Genomic DNA, 21,707 nt, shown 5'->3' on the forward strand with positions numbered 1-21,707 from the left:
TTTCCGTATCGGCTACCTAATTTAAACCAAAACACTGCTTAGCGGCGGTTACATCATCTGCAATCTGCGCCGTCAGTTGTGTTAATGTCTCGAATTTTTTCTCATCGCGAAGCTTTTTAATTAGCTCCACGTGCATAAATTGTCCGTAAATGTCTTGCGCAAAGTCGAAAATATGAACCTCTAACAATGCGCGTGTCCCATTAAATGTGGGTTTGTTGCCAATATTTGCAACCCCATATAATTCTTTATCACCCACTTTTGCTCTTACCGCAAATACCCCATTTACTGGGCATACTTGGCGTTTTAGCGCTATGTTGGCCGTTCTGAACCCTAATTCACGACCTTTCGCCCAGCCATGAATAACACGCCCAGAAATCGCATAGCCATGACCTAACATGGTTTTTGCATCTTCCAATTGCCCTGCAGCAAGCGCATGGCGAATAAGGGTACTACTTACTCTATCATTGAGTCTGCGAAAACTTGCAGTACTTTTCACATCCATGTTCAGCTCAGCGCCCATGGTTTTTAGTAACGCAAAATCGCCACGACGACGTTTGCCAAAACAAAAGTCATCACCAACAGTTAATGCTTTAACGCCTAGCTTTTCAACCAGTACTTGGCTGACAAACTGTTCTGCTTCCATGTTGGCAAATTGCTGATTGAAGCTAATACAAATCACTCGTTCCACGCCTAATTTAGCAAGCAAACTGAGCTTATCACGTAGTCGAGTTAAACGCGCGGGTGCATTATCTTTGGCAAAAAACTCTTGTGGCTGAGGCTCAAATAACATCACGGTACTTGGCAATTGATGCTTTTCTGCGTCTTGCAGCAAGCCTTTAATCACTTCTGCATGACCTAAGTGCACGCCATCAAAATTACCAATGGTCAACACACAGCCATAATGCTGCGCGCGAATATTGTGAATACCTCTAATTAACTCCATGCCACCTTTTTGCCTTTATCAGCGAGCCCAAAACATTGATATCGGGCTTGAAGCGCCGATTATAATCTTTTTTTTAGTTTGATTCAGTAGTTGCAACACTTTTTATCGTATTTAGTCGCACACCTAGAATGAATAAGGCCGCAAAGTAAACAAAAACCGCCAGCACTAATAATCCACTCAACAGCAGCACTTGCTCAGTAAAGTGCCATGCTTTCCAGGCAAATTGCTGGCCCACATACCATACAGATGCGGCCATTAATAAACTTGAAAACAAACACTTAAAGGTGAAACCAAGGCTCATCGCAGAAAACTGATAAACGCCTTCTTTACGTAGTTGATGATACAACAAATAGGCATTACAACTGGCCGACATCGCGGTTGCTAACGCTAACCCCAAATAGCCAATAAATGGAGCTAGCATAATGTTAAACACCATATTTAACACCAGTGTTTTAATACCAATTTTTACGGGGGTTTTAGTATCTTGACGCGAATAAAAGCCCGGTGCTAACACCTTGATTAACATAAAGCTAACCAGTCCAACTGAGTAGGCCATGACACCGTAACTTACCGCTTTTACATGATCAATTTCACCGTCCTGAAATGCACCATGATCAAATAAAACCGTAATAATGAGCGGGCTTATCACCATTAAACCAAACATAGCAGGCAAGCCTAAGAAAATAACAAATCTCACCCCCCAATCCAGGGTTAGCTGAAAATCTTTTGTGCTTTTAGTGCTATGTAGCTTAGACAATGCGGGTAAAATTACCGTCGCGATACCGATACCGAATAAGCCAAGAGGAAACTCAATTAAACGGTCTGAGTAGTAAAGCCACGCGATAGAACCGGTCATCAACATTGAGGCAATCATGGTGTCGAGCAACAGGTTTATTTGACTGATAGACACGCCAAACAAGGCTGGTAGCATGAGTTTTCGCACTTTTTTAACGTTTTCATCTTGCCAGCCCCATTTTGGGCGGCTCAGCATACGGGCACGGTACAAAAATGGCAACTGGAACAATAACTGTACTAAGCCCCCTACAAACACGCCAATGGCAAGGGCATAAGCCCCAACTGAAAATTTATCGTGCAATAAAACTGCGCAGCTAATAATCGATATATTCAACAGCACAGGTGTAAACGCTGCAACAGCAAAGCGATTATAGACGTTCATGACCGCACCGCTCAGGGCAACCAAACTCACGAAAAATAAATAAGGGAAAGTCAGCTTTAACAGTGCACTGGCCAGTACGAACTTTTCGGCATTTTCGCCTCCTTGCCACCAATCAATAAACCAGCCTGTTCCAAATAAGGCCGCTATAACTGGAGAAGCAATAACTCCGAACAGGGTAACAATTAATAAAATAGTTCCTAACGTACCGGCTGCTTGAGCTACAAACAACCGGACTTTGTCATCGCCTTGTTGTTCTTTTATCTCAGATAAAACCGGCACAAATGCTTGGGCAAAGGCTCCTTCAGCAAATAAGCGTCTTAGGAAATTAGGAATTCGATTGGCAAATAAAAACACATCCGCAGCAGCACTGGCACCTAGGAGATTCGCCACAACCGCATCTCTTACTAACCCTAAAATACGCGAGATCATCGTCATTGCACTAACAATCATCCCAGAACGAAATAATCCTTTTGCCACCTTAAACCCATTATCAAAAAACTTCTAAGATGGGCGATTATGCCTAAAATATCTTTAAAGCACTAGGCTCGAACCCGACCCTTTGTTACAATGGCGATATTAACTGCTAAAGCGGCAAATTGATGTTCGTTATAAGGAGCAGTTTTTCTTGAGATGTCAAAATTTCGTTGACATTCATGATAAAAACAGGCATATTCCACGGCCTTTAAATTAAGCTTATTTTAAGATTGTTAGGAGCAAACCTTGGCTAACATCAAGTCTGCAAAAAAACGCGCTATTACGAGCGAAAAAAATCGTCAACATAACGCAAGCCGTCGTTCAATGATGCGTACTTACTTCAAAAAAGTAGTTGCTGCAATTGAAGCGGGCGACAAAGAAGCTGCACAAGCGGCATTCGCTGTTGCAACACCTATCCTAGACCGTTACGCAACTAAAGGTCTAATCCACAAGAACAAAGCAGCTCGTCATAAGAGCCGTTTAGCAGCTAAAATCAAAGCGCTATAATTTGTTTTTGATGAATATGAAAAACCGGCTTTTGCCGGTTTTTTTTTGTTTGTAATTTAACAAGGCACTTTTCTAAATGCCCCAATAGTTAATTAGCTAGACAATTTCTAGTTCTGGGTAAAACTTTTTCAGCATTGCCGCAATTTTCTTAGGTGTAAACGGTTTTACTACAAATCCTTTAGCGCCCTTTTCAATTGCTTCTTTAACGTTTTCTACTGTTGAATGAGCCGAAACCATCACGACATTCGCTTCGGGCGAAATTTCATTAATTTGCGTGATAATCTCTTTACCATCTCCATCGGGTAATTCAATATCTAGAAAAATTATATTGAACTCTTTCTCTTTACATGCGCTTAAACACTGTGCGGCTGTAGAAGCTTCACGTACATTATCGATACCAAGGTGCATTAATGTTTGATTTAGAAAACTGCGGACCGTACCTACGTCGTCCACAATTAGAATTGAAAGCTGCGTATCCATACTATTCCTCTTAAACTATGAAGATAAACACTCATTGCACTGTAGAGTGTAACGCATTTAAGCTATGAGTGATTTGAATTTGACTATTATATCAAAAACTTCGTTATAATCTCATTATAGAGACCTATATTTAAAAGGCCAGATAAGCTTTATGTCTAATAAAATAAAAAAACAATCTTTACTTGGTAAAGCTCCTGCACGAAAGAAACCAACACAAGCAAAGCGCCAAAGACCAGTAAACCAACAACAAGCGCGCGCACAAGCTGCTCAGCACAGTGCTCCTGAAGTAGAACTTAAGAAAAGCAAAACACGGTGGTATGCACTCGCAGCAGTTGTATTAATTCTGCTAATTACGCCAAAACCCGTGTTAATCACTTACGAAAAGCTAGGTATGGTCTCACAAAGTATATTTTGGTTCCGGGTTTTTGGTTATGGTGCAAACTTATTTGATTCTACTCTTAGCCCCCGTGCAGACCTAAGCCGCAACATTATTTACCTGTGCCAAGATAAGCGTAAACCAGACACCTGTCAGAAGTACCGAGTTACAGAACAAAATGGATTTTTTGCAGCGATGAAAAAGCTGATAATGGATTAAAAAATCTAATCCGAAAATTTAAAATTACTTGGTTGAAAGCTGTGTAAAAGATCACCATAATGGCGCTCCTTTTTCAACACAGACACGATCAGATACGACCATGCTAAACGAGCTAGATTGGCTTTTAAACTTAACGTTACTTGCACTAGGACTAGGTGCATTTTTTATTAACCAGCTAACATTACTGCGTTTTGCAGCGATTAGCGCGTGTAGTTTATTATTTTTATCGTTTAGTTTAGATCTGATGTCATCAAGCGTAATATCAAACATGAGCTTGGTGTTGATCAACACATTTTATTTATTCAAGGTCTACACATTTGGCCAGTTGAATATTAATCAAGGTTAATCTTCCCCTAAGATAAATTGATAGAATAGGCTATATCATCTATCAGCATTTATGCCCAAGCAGTCCCCTGCTTGGGCTTTTTTTTACTTACAAAATGGTTGAACTGAGATACCATAAACGGCGTATATATACCCAAGCCACCTCAAGATGCAGAATTCAGCGTTTCACAGGTGCTTAATATCAAGGCGTTACTTTGCAAGAATGGTGGTCCCTTTTAAGAAGTAACAACGATGAGAGTAAGTGCCTGTGAAACGCCCAGAGGGTTGGTTTAAAAGCGATTTATACTGCGTTATTGATTTTAACAATAGAACCACTATTATTTGCAATCAATGCCTTGCCTAAATCGCTTTTAATTCCAACTGAAACTCGCACCTTGAGGTGGTTTGGGTATAATTAATTTGGAGGTACCTTATGTCATTAAACGACTTCGACTTATTTCTCTCATCTATGGAAGACGTAAAACCTCTTAAGCATGACACTGTTCAATTTGATTCCACCAAGCAAGGCCCTTCTTTAGCGCAACAAGAAAAACGTAAAGCAGCTGAGTGTGATTTAGCAATTGATGAAAACTATTTGCGCAGCGAGTTCGTCGAGCTGTTAGATCCTCATGCCATATTGGCATTTAAAAAAGATGGCGTACAAGGCCAAGTATATAAAAACTTACGTTTAGCTAAATATCAACTCGATGCCACGCTTGATTTGCATGGTCAGCCTCTTCAACGTGCACGTAGTACGTTATTTAATTTTATCGATGACTGTCATAAACGAAATATTCGTGTCGTACTTATTCGCCATGGGATTGGTATCAAAAATAAATCACAGCCAGGTATTTTAAAGAGCTATACCAATAAGTGGCTGCAAGAAATTCCAGCGGTTTTAGCCTTTCACAGTGCTCTTAAGCATCATGGTGGTAGTGGTGCAACGTATGTGATGATTAAAAAATCTGACGAGAAGAAACACGAGAACAGAGAAATCCACTCAAAAAGAAGTTAGTTGAATAAGCGATTAAAGTGCAGCATCTAAACGTGCTGCACTCGATGAGCATGCTGTGTGGTTATGATTGACTAACTTCAATGTCCTGAACTGGTTGCTCCGATGCATTAGCTTGGTTAAACCATGCTGACACACCTAAAACGATAACTGACACGACGACCAGACTAAATTTAGCTCCACTTTGATTAGATTTCATAACGCCTCTTTTATTATTGTTTTTTTATTGAGCAACTCCAGAATAGCAAAATTACAGATGTTAACAAGACGTTTATTAAACAAATTTACAATGTGTCAATAACCTTTTGTTCTATCAACCTGATTTATTAGTTCTTTACCTTCAGTTAATCTTTTAGCATTACCTGCAATTTGCAACGAGACAGACTCTAAATCTGAAATTGCAGCACAGTGAGGCGTTAAGGTCACCTTTTGATGAGACCAGTAAGGGTGCGCCTGAGGTAAAGGCTCTTCGCTGAATACATCAAGGGTGGCGCCACGTAATTGCTCACTATTAAGTGCCTCGAGTAAATCTTCATCGACAACATGTTTGCCTCTGGCAACATTAATTAGCACCGCATGGCTTTGTAGTTTACCCAGCAGTGATTTATTGATAATGCCCTGAGTGTGTTGGTTAAGTGGTAGTAAGCACACGAGATAATCAATTTGACCAAGCATGTCATCTAACCCCTGCTGTGAGTAATAGGTGCTTACTTCAACGTCGTGTTTTTCACTATTAGACCAAGCACTCACTTGAAAACCATTTGCGAGTAAACGCTTTGCACAGGCTTTGCCTAGTTCACCGTAACCTAAGATACCCACATGTTGATGTGAATACGCTCGCTTTGGCTTCCAAGTACCCGCTGATTGTTTTAAATAATATTCTTTGAGTCTCAGCTTGTGCGCCAATACATGACCCAATACATACTCTGCCATATCATTAGCAAGGTTATCATCAACAATTCTAACAACAGGAACATGCGCTGCTATCTTTGTTAAGTCGATGCTATCAACGCCTGCACCAAATGAAGAAACTGCTTTTAAATTTACCAGCTTAGGCCATAAATCAGCGGGCGCATTCCAGGCCAGTACAAACTCTACGGCTTCGTAGTCTGTGCACTCAGACCAAAGCTGTACGTCAATCTCTGGTAATAACGCTTGTAATCGGGCAATTAATTGGCTGCAATCTCGACCTGTTACAGCTACAAGTAAAATCATTGTCTTCTCCATTTTAGCCTCGAACACGAAGCGCTCTTTAAAAAGTCACACAACTGCAACCTAACTGTCACAGCGAACTCTTACCCTAACCTCATCGCTAAATGCGTTTATGTTTGAGGTTTGTATGATCAGTGTTGATAAAGTAATAGAAGCAAATTTACCACAATTAGAAAATTCGCCAAAAGTAAAAGGTTTAGTAAAGAAAGGCCTAGGTTATTTATTACATGAGCAAGAGTTTGTTGCCTTTGGTGATGCATACCCACACTTACAGGGGCTTGAATTTGTAGAGCAAGTGCTTGATGAGCTTGACTTTGACACGCGCTACAAGCCAAAACAAATGGAACATATACCAAGTGAAGGTAATGTCGTTATTGTCGCTAACCACCCTATCGGCTCTCTTGATGCATTAGCGCTGATAAAAGTCTTATCAAGTGTACGCCCCGACTTAAAAGTCGTTGCAAACCGCATGCTGATGTCAATCACTCCGATGCACTCGTTACTCCTTCCCGTTGATAACCTCTCTGGTACAAGTAAAAAGAAAGAACTCGCTAATATCCAGCAACACTTAAAATCAGACGGTGCATTATTAATCTTTCCTGCAGGTGAGGTATCGCGCTTAAGTCCAACGGGCATTAAAGACTGTAAGTGGAACAGCGGTTTTTTACGTATGGCAAAAAAAGCCAACGCACCTATTTTGCCTATTTACATCAAAGCGAAAAACAGCCCGTTATTCTACGGCACCTCAATAATCTACAAACCCTTAGCCAGTTTGTTATTAGTCAAAGAGATGTTCAAACAACGACAAAAATCATTAGAGTTTGAAATTGGCGCGTCCATCCCACCTGAGTCATATTTAATTGAAAATTTAAAAGATAAAGAAATAGCTCAGTTGATAAGAAAACAACTGTATCGACTTATCACAAAAAAACCTCTGCCGTTAAAAACGCAAACCCCCATTGCCAGTCCTGAAGCAACGAAAGACCTTAAAAAAGCCATTGAAGAGTGTGAGCTATTAGGTGAAACCTCTGATGGTATGAAAATTTATTTATATCAATACTGTGGTAGCTCACCGATTTTCCGTGAACTAGGACGACTTCGTGAAATTGCGTTTCGGGCAGTCGGTGAAGGCAGTGGTAAACGCCGTGATATAGATAAATACGACATGGATTATCAACACCTCGTTCTGTGGGATGCTAAGCAACTTGAACTAGTCGGCGCATACCGACTTGCCTGCGCACAAGACATTATAGAAAAACATGGCCGCAAAGGTTTATACACCGATAGCCTATTTAGCTACAGCGATGATATGGCGCCGTATTTTGAAAAGGGCATTGAGCTCGGTCGCAGCTTTGTGCAACCCAAATACTGGGGTAGAAAGAGCCTAGACTATTTGTGGTTTGGCATTGGCGCATTTGTGAACCGCTACCCGCAATACCGCTATTTGTTTGGCGCAGTTAGCGTATCTAACGCACTCCCCGAGCAAGCTAAATCACTACTCGTTCATTATTACCAGCATTATTATGGTGCTAAACAAGTGTTAGCTATCCCCAATAATGAATATCGCCATACCGAATCACAAAAAGAACAATGTGCTCAGTTATTTGCTGGGGATGATATTAAAGAAGATTTTGTTGAACTTAAGCATGTGCTTGCCAATATTGGTGCGCAAGTCCCAACCTTATTCAAACAATACACAGAGCTTTGCGAGGCAGGAGGCGTACAGTTTTTAAGTTTTAGCATCGACCCTGAGTTCAATAATTGCATTGATGGGTTAGTGCTTGTCGACTTAGATAAAGTAAAAGCGAGTAAAGCCAAACGATACTTAGGGCAGCCACGCGAATAGTCGTTATAAAATAGCTTAAAAAAGTCGGCATATTCGCCGACTTTTTCTTTTTAATTAAAGATATTTCTAAGCGCAGCTAAGTATATTTGCTCAATAGTTTTTAAATCTGCGATAGGAACATGCTCATTAACTTGATGAATGGTATGGTTTCGCACGCCACATTCAATCACTTGCGTGTGCTCATTGGCAAAAAATCGCCCATCTGATGTGCCACCACTGGTACTAAGCATAGGGAAGCTGCCTGTTACTTCATGCACGGCTTGTTCAAGCTGCTGCAACAAGCAATTGCTCGCCTGATGCAAGGTATAAAATGATTCGCACGGACGCTCCCAAACAAGCGTTAGCCGCGATGCTAAATCTGCCAATGCAAACTGAATTTCTTCTTTGATGTCTTTACTTTTGTAGCCATGACTATAACGTACGTTAAACGTGAGCTCACATTGAGCAGGAACAAGATTATCGACCACATTGGCTATATTAATGCCGGTCACTTGCAGTGTTGTAGCCGAACTTGTTTCATCTTTGTGCCAGCTAATTGCCGTTAAGCGCTTCACAACCTCTGCACTTAAATGTGCAGCGTTTATGGTGTTTTCTGGATAAGCAACATGCCCAGCTTTACCTTGAATAGATAATCGAGCAGACAACGCGCCTCTTCTGCCATTTTTAATGGTATCACCCACATGCTGATGACTCGTCGGCTCGCCAACTAGGCAACCATCTAGCACAACACCTTGTTTGGCTAGACGCTCAGCAATTAATAAGGATCCGTATTCAGCTTCGCCCTCTTCATCTGAGGTTATTAACCAGTAAAATGTGCCGCGTTTATTGCTATTTTGCGCTAAAAAACGTTTTGTTGCGCAAAGCATCGCAGCAACACCGCCTTTCATATCTGCTGCGCCACGGCCATAGACACTGCCATCGACTATCTCGCCACTAAAAGGATCAACTCGCCAATCACCTTCTGCAGCAGGGACCACATCAATATGGCCAGAAAAAGCAACGATAGGGCCTTCACCAAAGGTGATTTTAGCAATTAAATTAGTAACATGATTAAAGCTAAATACCTCACAATCAAAGCCGAGCTGGCTTAAGTTACCTTCAAGCCAATCAATTGCACCAGCTTGAGCGGGCGTTACCGATTTAAATCGGAGCAAGGTTTGTAATGTTTCAACCACCTCAGATTGCACCGACTGGTGCGTTACTAACTCTGCATTTGATATCAAACTCATAATAACCCTAATCAGTTAGAAAGCTTAGGTTATTACAACGAGAGATTATGACCGCAGTGTGAAACTTAAATTAATGATTTCCTTCTTCAATAAGGGTTTCTTGAGTTACCTTGGCAATGTCTTTGTCTTCTTTGGTTAATTGTGTTCGTTGCCAACGACCAGCTGCGAACCAAAGATAAGTAATAATCGCCACAAGTACATTCGTAATAGCAAACGAATACCAAATCCCCTGCGGTCCAAGAGAGGTATGCTTAGACAAAATATACGCGGCAGGAAATTGAATAACACATTGTGAAAGCAGTGACACAACCATCGCATTTAGCATGTTGCCTGAAGCCCTAAATGCAGCGACTACACAAAGCTGCACGCCTATTCCGCCCCAAGTTAAGCACATAACCCGAATGAACTCTGCACCACCCGCTATCACAGACTCATCATCAGGAATGAAAAAAGCCACCAAGTATTCAGCAAACAGATAAGCAACAACACCCACTATTGTCAGGCCCAGCAGTCCCCAAAGTGAGGCTAATCGTGTTATTTGTGCTGCACGCTGTGGATTTCCCGCCCCCATGTTTTGACCAACCAAAGTCGAAACAGCCATTGAAAGACCCATTGCCGGGATCATCACCATTTGTAAAATATTAGATCCAACACCATAAGAGGCAATCGTGTGCGTACCAAAGCTAGCTACCAAAAACGACATAATAATTAAACCAAAGGCTCGCGCAGAGAGTTCAACCGAGCCTGGCGCTCCTAAAAAGAAGGCTTGCTTCATATACTGCCAGTCTGGTTTAAAACTAGAGAGTTTAAGTTGAATGCCGTGACGCCCTCGCAAAAACACCCATACCCCGATTGCAGCCGCTAAACTTTGCGTGATAAGTGTGGCTAATGCAGCGCCCATTACGCCAAAACCCGAAAAGTCACCAAAACCAAAAATCAGTAAGGGGTCAAGCACAAAATTGAGTAACACAGTACCGCTTACAATATAGAGCGGCACCTTGGTTTGCCCTATACCACGCATTAATGCTTGAAACATGGCATAAATAAATACAAACACAACGCCGATAAAAGATACATGCATAAATTTAAGGGCATCACCAAACACTTGATCTTCAACACCTAATAAAGTCAAAAAATATGGTGAAAGCATATAGCCTATTAAGCCAAGTATGGTTGCGGTAATTGTCACCATTAACATAGTTTGGGCAGCAACGTGATTAACCTTATCTTGCTGACCCGCTCCCATGTATTGAGCGGATAAAATAGCACCCGCCATTGCCAACCCAGAGCCAATAGCAATCACTAAAAAAGTGACCGGCATACTGACAGAAACGGCAGCTACTTGCTCTGCCCCTAAGCGGCCTACCCAAAATGCATCGGTCAGTTGATAAGCCGACTGCAAAATATTGATTAAGATGATCGGGATACCTAATTTAAGTAGCGCTTTTGAAATCGAGCCATGAAGAAATAAGTGCTGAGGATCAGCCATGCAAAACACCTAATAAGCAAATAACACCGTTAGTTTACCAGCCGCAACTGAATATAGAGTCAATAAGAGTCAATCTTTTTTTGATCTTCCCATTTAAAAACTTAATCTAAATCAAAAAATGGCTTCACTTAGTTCAAACATTTTTGAAACTTTGATCTAGAACAGGTTTTGTCCGCTGCAACTTAGTAATAATAGCCTCAACCAAATAAGACAAGTAGTTCGCGGAGAACAACATGAAAACTAAATTAAGCATTGCATTACTTACTTCACTATTAGCACTCTCTCCTGTTGCAAACGCAAACTTAAGCGTGAATGTAGGTGCAATTAATGTAAACCCTGATAACGACAGCTCAAAAATCAATGAAGCGCCAACGTTAGGACTTCGTGGCGATGACAATACCCAATTAGGTATTACGATTGATTACTCTTTTAATGACAACTGGGTTCTTGAATTAGTTGCAGCGACACCATTTAGCCATGATGTTCAAGGAACTGGTGGCTTAGCGGGCAATAAAATTGCCGATATTAAGCAATTACCACCATCACTAATCGCCCAGTACCACTTCTTAGACTCAACTTATAAGTTCCGTCCTTTTGTGGGTGTAGGTATTAACTATACAACCTTCTTTGATGAGAAACCTTCTGCGGCTTTAAAAGCAACATTAGGTACTGACGATGTAGAAGTGAAACTAGATGATTCATTTGGCTTTGCAGCTCAAGCTGGTTTTAACTACATGATGAGTGAAAACTGGAACCTACATGGCATGGTTTCACTAATCGACATCGATACAGACGCAACAGTTTATGCTGACGGCGCAAAGGCATTAACTTCAACGGTAGAAATTGACCCAGTTGTTGCTATGTTCGGTGTTAAATACAAATTCTAACTTTCATTTTGTGAAAGCCCATACGCACAAAAAGGCCATTTAATGGCCTTTTTTTTCATCTTCATTTAGTCGATTACAAATTTATTCTTTAACTCTGGCATCATATTTGTTAAACCCTAGTAAACAAATTATATTTTTGAAAAAAAACATTTTTTTGAGCTAAACTTCAATTTAAGACGTATTTATTTTGCTAAATTTCAACGGACTAAGAAATATCTGAATTTTCAGAGCCAGCGGTTATTGTTCCCGATAACCAACAAAGATACAATATAGCAATAATAATATTGACCTATACAATGTAAAAAAAATGATAACGAGGCTTGCCTTTTGAAAAAGATTATCAACTATTTACTTATAATTTCATGTTTAACCTTAACAGCATGTAAAGTGAAAGACCCTGATGAAGATAAGCCGCAAGAGCAAAAACAAGATTCCATCAGTGCTAGAGAAACTTTACTTGCTGGTAAGGCTGATTTATCCCTATCAGTGGTGGATGAGAGTAAAGCCAATTTAAGCAATGTTGTCATAAAAGTCGCAGGACAAAGCTACACATCAGATGCCAATGGCAAAGTTAACATTAGCGATTTGCCTTATGGTAACCATGCCTTAATGGTGCAACAAAACGGTTACTTTGCAAAAGCAGGGGTTATCGTTAATCAACCAAATTATGCAACTTCTCAAGTACAATTAGAAACAAAAGCTCAAAACAGTAAAAGCCTGATTTTTGCTGGAGATACTATGTTTGGACGCCGTTATTTAAATCCAAGCTTATCGACTATGGGAACAAACATCCCCGATGTTAAAAATGCACTTATTCGCCCTGAAACAGCTGGGGCAGATAGTGTTGCAATTACTGCCGATGTTGCTGAGCTATTTTTAAATGCAGACTTTGCTTCCGTTAACTTTGAATCACCAGTAACAAGCAACCCTAGTACCGTTCATCCAACAAAAGAGTTTAGCTTTTTTTCTTTACCTGATTCACTCCAAGGACTTTCAGCCATAGGCGTTGATTATTTGGGGCTCGGTAATAACCATGTGTATGACTATTTACAATCGGGTCTTGAAGACACACTTATAGAAGTTGCAAATGCGGGGTTCTTACACAGTGGTGCTGGAATAAATGACACTGACGCTCTTGCACCCGTGAATGCTAGTCTTGGGGACATTAACTTAACACTTTTTGCTGCAACCTCTATCACTGGAGATGAGCATGAATTTAATTATGTTGCAGAGCAGAGTAAAGGAGGAGCGGCAAATCTTACCAATGCAAATGCAGTAAATGATACTCTACAAGCGCTTGATTCTAATAATTTTATAATTGCACAAATGCATGGCGGTGATGAATATAGTTACTCGCCAACAAGTTATATAGACGGTCGGTTCCAAGCTCTTTCTTCGCAAAATACTGATTTATTAATAGCTCATCACCCTCACGTTGCTCAGGGTTTTGCTGTTTATAATGATATTCCTGCAGTACTCGGCTTAGGTAACTTTGTGTTTGATCAACCTAGATTAGACACTCTATTAGGTGTTGCGGTGATGATTGACCTAAACGCAGACACACAAACAGTAAATCGTGCCTTTGCTTACCCTATTTACATTGAAGACTACAAGCCTCGTTTTACCACTGGCTTTTTAAGTAACTATTTAGTGCGCCGTCTAGCAGAGTTCTCAGATGACTCGGTAACGTTAATACCGCGTGACAATTATGCTGAAGTATATTTCTCTAAAGACCAAGCAACAAAGCGTACTTCACAAGTGACCGTTACACTCGATAGTAGCAGTGACATAATTGACTTACGTCAATATGCACCATCATCCGCTGCATACTTGTCTAATATTGAAGTGACTAGTGGTGAGCTTAGCAATAGTATTTTAGGCCGAGACATCATGGTATTCGGCGATTTCGAAGACTGGGATAACGACTCAGAAGCTTTTGAGGTAAGTCGCTGGGATCATACTAGTGATAGCGTTTTTCCTTGCACCGATAAACCCTACGCTGGGATTCAAGCTCTTTGCTCTAGCCGCGATGAGTTTGACAATACCCCTTCAATCATTCCTTTTAGACACACTATGCGAGTGATGGAATTGATTGACGAAAATGGGGCGCCATTATTGAGTAAAGATTTCTCATTATATGGCTACTTACAATCTGAGAATGGTGGCAAGCTAGAAAGCTTGTTGACTTATACAACCGAAATTGATGACCTTACTTTTTCGGAAAATGAAGTTGTTATCAGCAACGGAGGTGATAACTCGTGGCAAGTATTTAGCCATGATTTCAGCTTACCTTCTGACGACTTTACCCTTAATTACAAAAAACTTACCGCCTCGTGGTATTAAGCTTCAATTTAGACAATATGCGCCAAGTAATGGCGAAGCAATAACGCGCTTAGACAATATCGCGATGATCACTTGGCAAAACCCAATCAGTCTTGAAAATAAGCAATGGCAAACCAGTAAAATGCATGGATTTGACTTTTTAAAAGTCTCTGCAAGTAATGATACGAGTATAAAGCTCACTTTCACTTTACTTGACTAAGGAGGAGTAGTGGCTGTATTTCAACAATTGTTACGATTGAGGCACCAACGTGCGTTTTGGTTAACAGTTAGCTTATTTGCGATTGTAATGTTCAGCAATTTACTGAACCTATTTCAGGCAAGTAATGCTTTTTTATACCAAGCACTTGAGCCATTTGGTCAAACACAGCAAACTAATATCGTATTAGTCAACAGTGATAATTTGAGCAATAATCACCAGCAGCTGGTAAGTAAACTTCATGATTATAAACCAAAAGCGATTATTGTCTTAGCCGATGAACCTTTGCAGCCCTTACCGATAGACAATGTATTCTATCCGTACTCAAACAAAAGCTATTGTGTCCCTCATGTAATTGCTTGGGCAACCTATCAGATTCAAATTCCTTCTCAAGAGGGTTTGAATTGCATAAGTATTTGGCAAGAAATATTTGATTATGAAAATAATCAAATAGCCTTGATTGACTTTAAGCTCGCCGTGGCCGCTTTACCAAAATTTAGTGCTCAAAGAGTGCTTAACTTTGATGTTATGAGTGAACAATTAGAAAATAAAGTCATCATTGTGGGTCAAAAAGCTTCCTCATTTAACGTGCAAATACACGCGCCAAAACTTAACGGCTTACATGACCCACTATTACTCACGGCTTACATGGCTGACAGTATTGATAAGAACACTGTAGTAACACTGCTAAAACCAACCTACTCTATTGTTATTGAATTAATTTTAGTGGTGGTTCTGCTTTTTAGTTTTCAGAAACTATCACTCTTTTACTCATTTTTCATTGCCTTCATGAGTATTTTTGTCTGGTGCACAATTGGTTATTTTTTCGTTGAATCAATGCAGATTTATATCCCAATAGGCCAGTACATTATACTTACCTTTATCACCCTTCTCTGGATCCTAGTTGTCCGCAAAGTAACAGAGGATGCAGAGCTTAATGTTGTGGTAAATAATATCCAACAAAAGATGATGGGACGCTTCATACCACAAAGCTTTATAGATCAAGCTTCGCCTTGGGACCCTATTATTCAGTTAATTAGTCAACAATTAGACTTAGAGAAATCAATTTTCCTTGCTCGCAAAGAAGATGATCACCGAGTTGTAGAAATTCGTGCAATGAATTGTAATTTAGATGACATACAAGAAATGCGCAGAGATTATCAACGAACGCCCTACAGTAATGCGTTAAAGTCATTGGGGATTGTGCAAATAACTCGACCTTTTTTTAAACATGTTAGTGCGAATGAAATTGAATTTATGGTACCGCTTGTTTATGCCGGTGATGTACGCGGTTTCTGGGCACTTTCAGTGATCCCAAATACGCAGTTCAATCAACAAGCCTTTGAAAAGAATGTTAATAGATTTGCTGCTCAAGTCGCTGAATTGCTATTCCATTACCATATTTTTAAAGCCACAGAGAGAAAAAATAAAACTCTAATTAACCAACTACTTAACTTGAGACTGCATGAACCTACGAGCCAGCGAGTTAAGCGCTCTATTGATGAAATGGAGCAAAAAATGACAACTTTAGAAATGGTATTCAGCCACACTCGTTCTGCTAATATTTTGTTTAACTTATTTGGCCAAGTTATTCAGACGAATGCCGCATTAGAGCAATTTGCAAAACAACATCAAATTGCTGTCTTTGAGATGACTGCATTAGATCTATTATGCCGCTGTTGCAAACTGGATACTGAGGTTGCCAAGGGCAAACTTCGTTATGTGACGTTAAACAAAGCTGAGATAAGTTTACCTGCCAAACTTAATAACCGAAACTATACGCTAAGTATTAAAGCACTGAACACCGACAGTTCGCAAACTGCCTCAGGCGAACCATTTCAAGTATCAGGTATCTTATTTGAATTTATTGATAACCATGCTGTCATAGACGAGCAAGAAGCCACTAAAGAGGACCAAAGTTAATGGACTTTGTACTCGCGCTTTTTCCTGCAGGCACAGGCTTAGGCCAGTCTGTTATTACTACCGTATGGGTAGGTACTGCGGTCGTCTGCTTGTTAAATTTGCGTTTTGGTTTCCCTCTGACGGGGCTTGTTGTACCAGGCTACCTAGTCCCTTTACTGATTATTAGCCCAACCTCAGCTGCGGTTATTATTATCGAGGCAATCGTTGTTTATGCATTAATGCGCTTTAGTGCTCATTATATGATGGAAAAGTTTGGCTATGGAGAAATGTTTGGGCGGGATCGCTTTTTCGCCATAATCTTGCTTAGTATTCTTGTGCGTGTCTGCATGGACACATTGTTTTGGCCTTTAATTGCCGCTCAGTTAAGCCAATGGGATATTACTTTTGATTATGCATCTCAGCTTTATTCTTTAGGCCTTATTATTATCGCACTAACATCGAACGTGATGTGGAACGGAGGGTTTAAGTACGGGCTTAAAGTAACTTTCATTCAATTACTTATCACTTTCTTGCTAGTTCGTTTTGTCTTAATGCCTTTTACTAATTTTAGTATTGCTAATTTGGGCATTATGTACGAAGCCGTTGCCGCTTCAATCATCGCGGCACCAAAAGCATATATCATACTAGTCATCACTGCATTTATTGCTTCCAGAGCAAATATAAAGTACGGCTGGGAGTTCAATGGAATAATGCTACCGGCATTACTTGCACTGCAATTAACTCAGCCTTCAAAGCTTTTAACTTCTTTTATAGAAACGGCCGTTATTTTAATAATTGGTAGCTCATTGGTGCATTTTACTCGGCTAAGACATGCGAACATTGAGGGTGCCAGACTATTAATGTTCTTCTTCACTATAGGCTTTGTCTATAAGTTAATACTGAATTATGTCGTTGTTTGGTATTTTCCTACGCTAAAAGTGACAGACACATTTGCATTTGGCTACATGCTTGCAACTCTACTGGCACTAAAAATATATCAAAAGAATGCGCTTGGATTAGTAATCAGAGCAACATTTCAAACTTCGGTAATTGGCGGCATTTTCGCTATTACTGTAGGTTTCTTAGTGATGTTAGTGCCCTCTTTGCTGTCTAATCAGGATGTACATTCAGATATCGACAATCCACATGTCATCACCTTAAATCAACAAGTAAGCCAATATAAGAGCTACTTATACACAACTCGGACAGATAAAGTAACAGTCAGTAGTTATAAAGCTAATCAAGCAATTAATGATTTTAAGTATGCTGTTTACCAGTTAAATCAAGCACTTGAGAACAAGCAACCCATAGCAAAGTTTGGTTATTTATTTAGCGAGCTGGGTTTTTCGCTTGAAAGTGATGAGCAATATGTTTACTTGGTAGATACCTACGAAAGTCAGCAAAGAGGGCTATTTATTTTTAATAAAACGCCAAAGTCTCCTTTGTTGATAACTATTCCCTATCCAATTACAGAAAGTCTAGCGAGTGACTCTGCAAGCTTGATTTTTCAACATATGAATAATAAAGCAATGTTATTTGGCACTGCTAAAACGCCACAAAAGACGATTGCAACGGAAGATCAACAAAGCTTTTATTATCAAGCTTTCATTGACGCACTACAAAGTGACGAAATCTTACAAATTCGAGAAGCTAATCGCTTCACGGCAGCACTAGTTGAAAAGCCTTCTAATAAATTCGACAGCCAATATTGGATATATAACCAACTACCAACTTCAATTAGCCAAAGAGACATTCACCAATTTATAGGCAGTGAGGCAACTTATTTTGGTGCAGCAACACAAAGCAGTTTGCCAACAGCGAATTACTCGGGCTCTATGCTTGAACTATTTTTAGATAGTGCTAACTATACTAATATTTTGGCTAACATTTATCGCGATAACTATAAGTACAATACCCCCCAAATTAGCGTTATCAATGAAGAAATAAATACTATTGTTGACGAGTTTGCTTATCAAATTAGTAAAAAAGGTAGTTTTGAGTATCAACCTCTATCAGAAAGCCAAATAGCGCTGTGGGAGTATGAAGTTTTAAAGCCACTCTATAAATTAATTACACAGATAGGTAATGCCCCACTGACAGAAGACAAGCTTAATCAGTTAAAGCAAATCAATGGCACAACCGAACTACTTAACTATCAATTGCAACTAATCAACAATAGCAGTGGTCGATATCTATTGTTAAGCCCACTTAAAAATAATGAAGCACGCTCACAAGGACAAGGGCTTTACGCTTTTAAATTGACTGCTCATGAAGCTATCACACTCAGTGTACCAAGGCCTTTATTTGAAAGTAATACGCTGAGTTTTGCAGCTGAATTATTCTCCGAGGCAAACACTGCCAATTTATTAATTGCGGGGGCTCACCCTTATGCGCACCCTAAAGCTAATGTACTTGGGGCTGATAATATTGACTCTTTATTTAATGTTATTCATCAAAGCTATTTGCGCTTTACAGCTAATCAGCCTAGTTTACACATTCAAATCCGCAGCCATAGCGCGCCGTCATGGGTACGCCCAAATGCAATTGCATTCTCAGCTACGCGCATCAGCGATGTGGCCTCGCCACTAATGAAACAAATCGACGGAAAACTGAATAACTTAGGGGTTGAATATCAAGTAGTATCAGGACAAAAATCAACGCGAGGTCTTGAAATAGGCAGCTCACCTCAATCAGGATACCAACAATTTAATAGCAATAGTGAGCTGGCAACATTATGGCTGGCATCAGACTTTAAAGAACAATTTTCAATCGACCAAAACAGCGTATTGCAACGATTATTGGCAATATCTACCAATACAAAGGTAAAAACTATAAATCTGGCTACCTTGTCGCCACTAAACTGGCAAGCAATCTCGACTAAAGAAAAGCAACGAATTCAAACTCTCGTTAAAAACTATATAGCTCATCAGCGTTTAACATCATTAAGCGGTTTCTGCGAGCAAATTAAAGACTGCTCTTTACACACCATTAAGCTGGAAAATGCAGACAAGTACGCGCTTATGATTAAGTACAATAACGATATTGTGGCAATCTACAATCCAACCAATAACCAGCTTATTGATCTGAGCTTATTTAATAGCATTATGGCTGGAGGCGCATATGTACTTAATTAAACGCCTACTTGCTATTTTAGCAATCACAATTGCTTTAGTGGCACTTTTTTATTTCTCACGAAACATAATGGTATGGATCAATTCCGCTGAACCCATTGATGCGCGTACTAGTCAAGAAACACGTTCAAATGTACAGTGGCTTAGTAGTCAAAAGCCACTACAGTTTACGTTTTCAAATCAACGTACTCACTCACTACGCATTTTATCAAATGCCGTGTTTGATCAGTCAGTTGTACTTGAACAACCGGTTAATTATGCAATTAAATACGTGCTATATGATCAAGAAGGAGATGTCATTTTAGACAAGGTTTACCATCATGCATCTAAATTGGTTACAAACTCGCAAGAGCAACAAGTAAAACAAATAATCGAAAACAAACAATCATTGAACGTCGCATCTGGTCAATCTTTTTATTTACCTATTAAAGATTACCCTAATGCTGCGAGCCTAGATTTAACCCTTATTCCTGAACAAACTAACCTACAGGGTGTGGTTGTTAGGGTCCACGCTAAAACTCCAGAACAAAATATTGATCCGCTTAACAGCTGGCTAAAGCGTCTTTTAGAAAGACGCAGACGAGCAACTGATTACCTTACTATGGGAGAAAATACTGTAACTGATGGAGAGATTAGAAATGCGATGGCCTTTTGGTGGCAAAAGATTGCACCACAGGGAATTCCTGACATAGATTTTAAATCAGACATATTGTATGAAAGTTTACCCTACAATGTAGTCACATATGACTTTAGTGAACAGCAACATGATCTAGGCTCTTATTTCACGAAACCGGGTCTTTGCGCGAGTATTCGCTTAGAGGAAACCGATAGCCTGATATTCAAAACAGACAAACAAGGGCTGCTTCCTTCGTTAATTTGGTATGACAAACTACAGTTTTCCCCTCCTTTACCTGTAAACTTTAGTGCAATAGACGAAGCTAATAGTTATCAAACTGAGCCTCTTAACCCGGGCTTAGTCACAATCTGCAGCGAAGATAATTTATTAACGCAATGGCGAACATTATCTGGTAATGCAATCTTAACTAGTTACTCAGGCAGTTACTTGGCTAACAACCAATCCTCTGTCAGTTTTGATATTGAATCGCAAAGCCATTTAAATATTGAAGTTCGAGCTCTTGAAACAAGCCAACTAAATGTCACCTTGTTTGATGAAAGTAACGAGCAAATCGAGAGCTATTCTGTGACATTGAAAGGACAAGCTTCAGAGTTTGATCGTTTGATTGCCGAAAACACGCAACGTCAAGATGTTGGTATGTTAGTAACTTACTATTTGCGCTCGCCAAAGAATGCAAGGCGAGTCGAAGTCAAGGCAGATAAAGATGTCTATGTTCGTCTGAAATCCCGCTTTGCTGATTTTAACTACCAAAGAACCTTAACTCACGGCTTGGTGACAGAATCACCTACAAACTTTCATGATATCGCTGCGTGGTATGAACAGCGCGCCAATAATCATTATGAACTTACATTGATGGGGCACTTTTCGAATATTCGGACTTTCACGCCACCAGCAGAGTTAGATCCACAAGTCACATACTATCAATCTAGGGAACTATTTGATCAGCTACCAATTTCAAATGTAGCACTGACACTAAGCCCCAATAAGTACTATTTACCTAAACAACCCGCTCAGGTTTTTAACTACGGTATTTATAATAAGAATAATTATACGCCGTATATTAACTCTGAAGATAACAGCCTAATTTATCGTTTAAAGGGTAATAGTGCTAAAGAAGCTAATATGGCGGATTTATCTGTTTCACAACTACAGCAAATCCAAGACAGTTCTCGCTCAATGTATCAAAATTGGTATGGTAATCGTATTGGGTTAAACAACGCCTGTACCAACTAAATAAAAAGACTCCTCTAACACTCAGATTTGATAAGTATCAGCGCCCTATTAGTCTTGTTTTCAAAGTTGCTAAATCAAATAATAAGGCTC

Annotated in this window: 18 protein-coding genes; 11 read left to right on the top strand and 7 right to left on the bottom strand. The window is 39.8% G+C overall.

The window, feature by feature from the left end; genetic code table 11:
- Positions 1 to 16: 16 nt before the first annotated feature.
- Both ribF and murJ read right to left on the bottom strand, forming a co-directional pair.
- A complete protein-coding gene (gene ribF, locus ACRWSG_RS03305) occupies positions 17 to 943 on the bottom strand; it encodes a bifunctional riboflavin kinase/FAD synthetase (protein ID WP_054551761.1) in 927 nt (308 codons plus the stop codon).
- Positions 944 to 1,016: 73 nt separating this feature from the next.
- Complete coding sequence (gene murJ / locus ACRWSG_RS03310; protein WP_300357244.1) at positions 1,017 to 2,597, bottom strand: murein biosynthesis integral membrane protein MurJ; 1,581 nt, start codon at positions 2,595 to 2,597, stop codon at positions 1,017 to 1,019.
- A 243-nt stretch (positions 2,598 to 2,840) separates the two neighbouring features.
- Between murJ and rpsT the strand changes: the two genes are divergently transcribed.
- The gene (rpsT, locus tag ACRWSG_RS03315) at positions 2,841 to 3,101 is read left to right on the top strand and encodes a 30S ribosomal protein S20 (protein WP_036967030.1); all 261 of its coding nucleotides are present in this window, start codon (positions 2,841 to 2,843) and stop codon (positions 3,099 to 3,101) included.
- A gap of 96 nt (positions 3,102 to 3,197) precedes the next feature.
- On the opposite strand, the gene ACRWSG_RS03320 is transcribed toward rpsT, so the two are convergent.
- Positions 3,198 to 3,581: a response regulator gene (locus ACRWSG_RS03320; RefSeq protein WP_054551762.1), complete on the bottom strand. Its 384-nt coding sequence runs from the start codon at positions 3,579 to 3,581 to the stop codon at positions 3,198 to 3,200.
- A gap of 151 nt (positions 3,582 to 3,732) precedes the next feature.
- On the opposite strand from ACRWSG_RS03320, the gene ACRWSG_RS03325 reads away from it, so the two are divergent.
- The 3 genes from ACRWSG_RS03325 (at position 3,733) to smrA (ending at position 5,515) form a co-directional block, all read left to right on the top strand.
- On the top strand, positions 3,733 to 4,176 hold the full coding sequence (locus tag ACRWSG_RS03325) for a hypothetical protein (protein WP_462165602.1): 444 nt from the start codon (positions 3,733 to 3,735) through the stop codon (positions 4,174 to 4,176).
- A 100-nt stretch (positions 4,177 to 4,276) separates the two neighbouring features.
- On the top strand, positions 4,277 to 4,522 hold the full coding sequence (locus ACRWSG_RS03330; RefSeq protein ID WP_054551958.1) for a hypothetical protein: 246 nt from the start codon (positions 4,277 to 4,279) through the stop codon (positions 4,520 to 4,522).
- A gap of 411 nt (positions 4,523 to 4,933) precedes the next feature.
- Complete coding sequence (smrA, locus tag ACRWSG_RS03335; protein WP_054551764.1) at positions 4,934 to 5,515, top strand: DNA endonuclease SmrA; 582 nt, start codon at positions 4,934 to 4,936, stop codon at positions 5,513 to 5,515.
- 61 nt (positions 5,516 to 5,576) lie between these two features.
- On the opposite strand, the gene ACRWSG_RS03340 is transcribed toward smrA, so the two are convergent.
- Together ACRWSG_RS03340 and ACRWSG_RS03345 are read right to left on the bottom strand one after the other, a co-directional pair.
- The gene (locus ACRWSG_RS03340; protein ID WP_262387613.1) at positions 5,577 to 5,711 is read right to left on the bottom strand and encodes a hypothetical protein; all 135 of its coding nucleotides are present in this window, start codon (positions 5,709 to 5,711) and stop codon (positions 5,577 to 5,579) included.
- Between the two features lie 95 nt (positions 5,712 to 5,806).
- Complete coding sequence (locus ACRWSG_RS03345; protein WP_054551765.1) at positions 5,807 to 6,727, bottom strand: 2-hydroxyacid dehydrogenase; 921 nt, start codon at positions 6,725 to 6,727, stop codon at positions 5,807 to 5,809.
- A 124-nt stretch (positions 6,728 to 6,851) separates the two neighbouring features.
- Between ACRWSG_RS03345 and olsF the strand changes: the two genes are divergently transcribed.
- Positions 6,852 to 8,570, top strand: a complete 1,719-nt coding sequence (olsF, locus tag ACRWSG_RS03350; protein ID WP_462165604.1) for a bifunctional ornithine lipid synthase OlsF — start codon at positions 6,852 to 6,854, stop codon at positions 8,568 to 8,570.
- 50 nt (positions 8,571 to 8,620) lie between these two features.
- Here olsF and dapE read toward each other — a convergent pair whose 3' ends face one another.
- Both dapE and ACRWSG_RS03360 read right to left on the bottom strand, forming a co-directional pair.
- On the bottom strand, positions 8,621 to 9,799 hold the full coding sequence (dapE, locus tag ACRWSG_RS03355; RefSeq protein WP_194441690.1) for a succinyl-diaminopimelate desuccinylase: 1,179 nt from the start codon (positions 9,797 to 9,799) through the stop codon (positions 8,621 to 8,623).
- 70 nt (positions 9,800 to 9,869) lie between these two features.
- Positions 9,870 to 11,288, bottom strand: coding sequence for an MATE family efflux transporter (locus ACRWSG_RS03360; protein ID WP_054551768.1), 1,419 nt, complete (start codon positions 11,286 to 11,288; stop codon positions 9,870 to 9,872).
- Between the two features lie 233 nt (positions 11,289 to 11,521).
- On the opposite strand from ACRWSG_RS03360, the gene ACRWSG_RS03365 reads away from it, so the two are divergent.
- The 6 genes from ACRWSG_RS03365 (at position 11,522) to ACRWSG_RS03390 (ending at position 21,617) form a co-directional block, all read left to right on the top strand.
- Complete coding sequence (locus tag ACRWSG_RS03365; protein WP_462165606.1) at positions 11,522 to 12,175, top strand: OmpW/AlkL family protein; 654 nt, start codon at positions 11,522 to 11,524, stop codon at positions 12,173 to 12,175.
- Positions 12,176 to 12,502: 327 nt separating this feature from the next.
- Positions 12,503 to 14,518 (top strand): CapA family protein, encoded by a 2,016-nt coding sequence (locus tag ACRWSG_RS03370; protein WP_462165607.1) that lies wholly within the window; start codon positions 12,503 to 12,505, stop codon positions 14,516 to 14,518.
- 64 nt (positions 14,519 to 14,582) lie between these two features.
- Entirely contained in the window at positions 14,583 to 14,717 is a 135-nt protein-coding gene (locus ACRWSG_RS03375; RefSeq protein ID WP_462165608.1) for a hypothetical protein, read from the top strand.
- A gap of 9 nt (positions 14,718 to 14,726) precedes the next feature.
- On the top strand, positions 14,727 to 16,637 hold the full coding sequence (locus ACRWSG_RS03380; RefSeq protein WP_462165609.1) for a hypothetical protein: 1,911 nt from the start codon (positions 14,727 to 14,729) through the stop codon (positions 16,635 to 16,637).
- The gene (locus ACRWSG_RS03385; protein ID WP_462165610.1) at positions 16,637 to 19,750 is read left to right on the top strand and encodes a poly-gamma-glutamate biosynthesis protein PgsC/CapC; all 3,114 of its coding nucleotides are present in this window, start codon (positions 16,637 to 16,639) and stop codon (positions 19,748 to 19,750) included. The genes ACRWSG_RS03380 and ACRWSG_RS03385 overlap by 1 nt, the downstream gene beginning before the upstream one ends.
- Positions 19,737 to 21,617 carry a hypothetical protein gene (locus ACRWSG_RS03390; protein WP_462165611.1) on the top strand — a complete coding sequence of 627 codons (1,881 nt, stop codon included), beginning with the start codon at positions 19,737 to 19,739 and terminating at the stop codon, positions 21,615 to 21,617. Before ACRWSG_RS03385 ends, ACRWSG_RS03390 begins: the two co-directional genes overlap by 14 nt.
- The last annotated feature ends 90 nt before the right edge of the window (positions 21,618 to 21,707 follow it).

This window comes from Pseudoalteromonas sp. GB43, from assembly GCF_054923805.1.